This is a genomic window from Natronococcus jeotgali DSM 18795, from assembly GCF_000337695.1.
GTDB classification, from domain to species: Archaea; Halobacteriota; Halobacteria; order Halobacteriales; family Natrialbaceae; genus Natronococcus; species Natronococcus jeotgali.
In genome coordinates this window covers 1-3,535 of sequence record NZ_AOIA01000125.1, presented here as the reverse complement: position 1 = coordinate 3,535, position 3,535 = coordinate 1, and the positions used below count along the sequence as shown (strand labels likewise).

The window sequence follows — 3,535 nt, the reverse complement described above, 5'->3', positions numbered from 1 at the left end:
CCCGCCGCTCGAGCTGGTCTGGTCGACCCGCTGGGTGTACGCCGGCATCGCGCCGATGTCGTGGGCCAGGGCGTTCATCACGCCCGTCATCCCCTCGAACTCGCCGCTGGTCATGTTCGAGACGTACAGGTGATCGACGTCGCTCGCGTCAGCGCCCGCGTCCTCGAGACACTCGAGTCCGGCCTCGGCGAGGAGCTCCTGAATCCACGCCTCGCGCTGGCCGAACTGGGTCATCGAGGCGCCGACGATCGCGACGCGGTCCGACGCCGTCATCGTCCTCCCTCCGGGATCGGTACCTGCTCGCCTCGGGCCGCTCCGGGCGACTCGTCGGTCGACGTCCCGTCGCGCTCGGCGGCCGAGAGCCACTCCTCGACGGTGTGTGTCCGAGTCGCGCCCGCGTCGGTTCGCTCCGCGTGCGGGACGACCCCGCGAAGCGTCGCCCCGGCGCGGTCGTCGCCGTCGGTCGCCTCGTACAGCGCCAGCGCGACCAGCGGGACGCGAACCCGCTCGAGGGAGTCGCCGTCGGCACGCAGCGGCGACGGCGGGACCTCCCGGCGTCGGAACGCCGGCTCGAGGGAGTAGCCCCGTCGCTCGGCCCAGTCCTCGAAGGCGTCCATCAGGCCGTCCCGGGCCGACCCGTTCCCATCGGTTGCGGGACCGTCGGGCGGCCACGGGACGATTCGGTACTCGTCGACGACGCCGTCGGCCCGCAACTCCTCGAGGCGGTCGGCGACGGCCTCGAGGACGTCCTCGACGGCCGTCGGGACGGTCGGTCGAACGTAGCAGTCGACCCGGAGCGGGTTCTCGAGCGCGCCGTTCCCGGTCGGAACCGCGGGATCACCGGCTGACATACATCCCCTGCTCGCGCTCGGCGAGCCCGTGGGCGACCAGTTCCGAGAGGATCGGTAGCAGCGTCAGCTTCGACAGCCCCAGCAACTGCTGGAGTTCGCTCGCAGTCGCCTCCCCCAGTTCGAGCAGCGATAGATAAACGAGTTTGGTTCGCGCCGAACCGAGTTCGTCCGGAACCGCTAACTTCTGTTCGCTCGTGGACATCACCGGAGACGGCAACGGCGCTGGATATAAACGTTGTCTGACCTGTGTCCACGAGAACCACGGTCTCGATACCGGGTTCGACGGAGAGGTACGGAAAGGGTGATGTCCACGAGTGACCGTGAGACGGCCAATCGCGTGCGGTTCCAGAGTTCTTCTGGAAGGTCCGCGTGCTACCCGAGGAGCCGACGGGATAAATTACCCACTCCAACATAGTTTGGAAGCCGAACGGAGGGCGGTCGAATCAGCTCGTCGCACCGCCGCATCCGGCGGTTCAGCCGTCGGCGGTCGGAGTCTCGACCAGTCGGCGGTCGCGCAGCCTCGCGGTCCGGTCGAACAGGTCCTCGAGCGACGGGTCGTGGCTGATCGTCACGAGCGCGGTGTCGGCCGACGCCTGCACGTCGAGCAACAGCCCCGCGACGCGGTCGGTCGTCTCCGGATCGAGCTGTCCGGTCGGCTCGTCGGCCAGCACCACCGCGGGTCGGTTGGCGAGCGCGCGGGCGATCGCGACCCGCTGTTTCTCGCCGCCGCTGAGCGTCGCCGGATACCGGTCCGCGCGGTCGGCGACCGCGAGGGTCTCGAGCAGCTCGTCGACCCACGCCTCGTCGCGGTCGCCGCCGTGGTCCTGGGGCAACAGCGCGTTCTCGCGGGCGGTCAGGTCCGGCACCAGCTGGAAGTCCTGGAAGACGAACCCGATCGCGTCCCGGCGCAGCCGGGCGCGGCCCCGCTCCGAGAGCTCGCTGGCGTCGGTCCCGTGGACGAGGACGCGCCCCTCGTCGGGCGGCTCGAGCAGGCCGAGCACCGAAAACAGCGTCGACTTCCCGGCGCCGCTGGGACCGCGGACCAGCGTCCGCGACCCGGTGGGGATCGACAGGGAGAGCTCCTCGAGAATCGGCTGGCCTCCACGACCCACCGAGACGTCGATCGCGGCCAGAACGGGCTCGTCCGCGGTCACGGATGTCGGTTGGAATCCGTCGTTCAAATAGTTGCACTTCTCGGCTGCTTACAGCGACTCGAGGGTTCGCAGGGCGTTTACCCGTCCCGCGCTCAGTTCGGGATCGCCGTGGCCGTTACTCCCTTCGGCGCCGTGGGCGATCGCGCTCTCGATCTGACGAGCGTTCGTCGACGGATCCGCTTCGCGGACCAGCGCGGCCAGTCCGGATACCTGCGGAGCTGCCATCGAGGTTCCCATCGCCCAGCCGTAGGCCTCGCCGTCGATCGCCGTATCTACGTACGGATCGGGGAGAAGTCCCGTCGCCGGAAGGGTCGAGAACACCGCGTTCAACGGCCACGGATACTCGACGTCGTCGGACTCGTACGTCTTGTCCTCGTTCTCGTATCCGCCTCCCGGGGCACCGACGCCGATCTCGTTGGTACCGTAGTTCGAGTACAGCGTCTTCAGATCGGTCGGCGTCGTCGCGCCGATCGAGAGTACACCCGACAGGCTGTTCGGGAGCGTAAAGTACCCACCTTGCTGGAGGTTCGCGTCGTCGTTGCCGGCGCTGCCGACGAGCAACGTCCCGTCCCGCGTGACGGTGTTCGCAACGGACTGCATGAGTCGGTTGTAGCCGTCGGCGTGTCCCTGCGGCGGAATGGGTGCCGTCCCGATGCTCATGTTCGCCGCGTCGGCGCCGATTTCCGCGGCGTACTCCATGCCCGCGAGGATGTCTCCCCACGCACCCGTTTCGGGGCCGAGGATCCGCACCGAGACGACCGTCGCATCCGGCGCAGTTCCGACCATCGCGACGTCGCCCGTTCCCGCGGCGGTCCCCGCCACGTGGGTTCCGTGGAAGCTCGAGTCCCCGACCTCCGGAACCGGCTGTCCGTCGGTGATCACGACGCTGCGATCCTCGTCGACGTCCAGATCGGGGTGGTCGTCGTCGACGCCGGTGTCGAGGATGGCGACGGTCCGACCCGCTCCGGTGGCGTACTCGTGAGCCTCCCGGACCTGCTGTAGCTGCTTGTCCCAGAGCACCTCGTCGTAGACGTCGTCCGGGTCGATGTCGACGACGGTCGGTTCGGCGTTGATGTCGGCGGGTGCAGGCCCATCGAGTTCGACTTCGAAGTCGGGGACCGCCGTAGAGACGCCGGCTACGGTCGCGAGCTCGTCGGTCGCGTCCTCGGGGCCTGCGACCAGCGCGACTGTTCCGTCGGCCAACTCCGCCAGCACCTCGAATCCCTCGCGTTCGATCGCGGCGGCGTCGCTGGTCCGGACGACGTACCGCGCCCGGCCGTCACTCGCCGACGCCAGCCCGACGAACGACAGGCTCGCACCCGCGGCTCCCAGAAGTTGTAGCATCTCCCGCCGTGATGTGAAGTCACGTACCATACAGTTCGGTTCGACGAATCGATATTAATTCTTGCTCGTCGATTCAGGTACTGAATACTGTCTTCGCAACTAGTACTGATGCCAGCGGTGGAACCGAACGGTTCGAAAACGGGTTCAGACCCGACGACGAGCCGTCAGTCCCTCGAGTCGGTCGCC

General features: G+C 68.2%; 5 protein-coding genes. All 5 read right to left on the bottom strand.

Annotated features, from left to right (window positions below; genetic code table 11):
* Positions 1–273 (bottom strand): thiolase family protein (locus C492_RS14090; protein WP_008424689.1); only part of this gene is annotated, 273 nt, incomplete at its 3' end.
* Positions 270–851, bottom strand: a complete 582-nt coding sequence (locus C492_RS14085) for an HTH domain-containing protein (protein ID WP_008424688.1) — start codon at positions 849–851, stop codon at positions 270–272. The genes C492_RS14085 and C492_RS14090, both read right to left, overlap by 4 nt.
* A complete protein-coding gene (locus C492_RS14080) occupies positions 838–1,053 on the bottom strand; it encodes a helix-turn-helix domain-containing protein (protein WP_008424686.1) in 216 nt (71 codons plus the stop codon). Before C492_RS14080 ends, C492_RS14085 begins: the two co-directional genes overlap by 14 nt.
* A gap of 271 nt (positions 1,054–1,324) precedes the next feature.
* The gene (locus C492_RS14075) at positions 1,325–2,005 is read right to left on the bottom strand and encodes an ABC transporter ATP-binding protein (protein ID WP_008424685.1); all 681 of its coding nucleotides are present in this window, start codon (positions 2,003–2,005) and stop codon (positions 1,325–1,327) included.
* Positions 2,006–2,053: 48 nt separating this feature from the next.
* A complete protein-coding gene (locus C492_RS14070) occupies positions 2,054–3,379 on the bottom strand; it encodes a S8 family peptidase (RefSeq protein ID WP_049893070.1) in 1,326 nt (441 codons plus the stop codon).
* Positions 3,380–3,535 lie beyond the last annotated feature (156 nt).

What these genes read in the sequence shown, in the direction of transcription:
- C492_RS14085 (WP_008424688.1), bottom strand. Translation starts at nt 851, where the DNA reads ATGTCAGCCGGTGATCCCGCGGTTCCGACCGGGAACGGCGCGCTCGAG.
- C492_RS14080 (WP_008424686.1), bottom strand. Translation starts at nt 1,053, where the DNA reads ATGTCCACGAGCGAACAGAAGTTAGCGGTTCCGGACGAACTCGGTTCG.
- C492_RS14070 (WP_049893070.1), bottom strand. Translation starts at nt 3,379, where the DNA reads ATGGTACGTGACTTCACATCACGGCGGGAGATGCTACAACTTCTGGGA.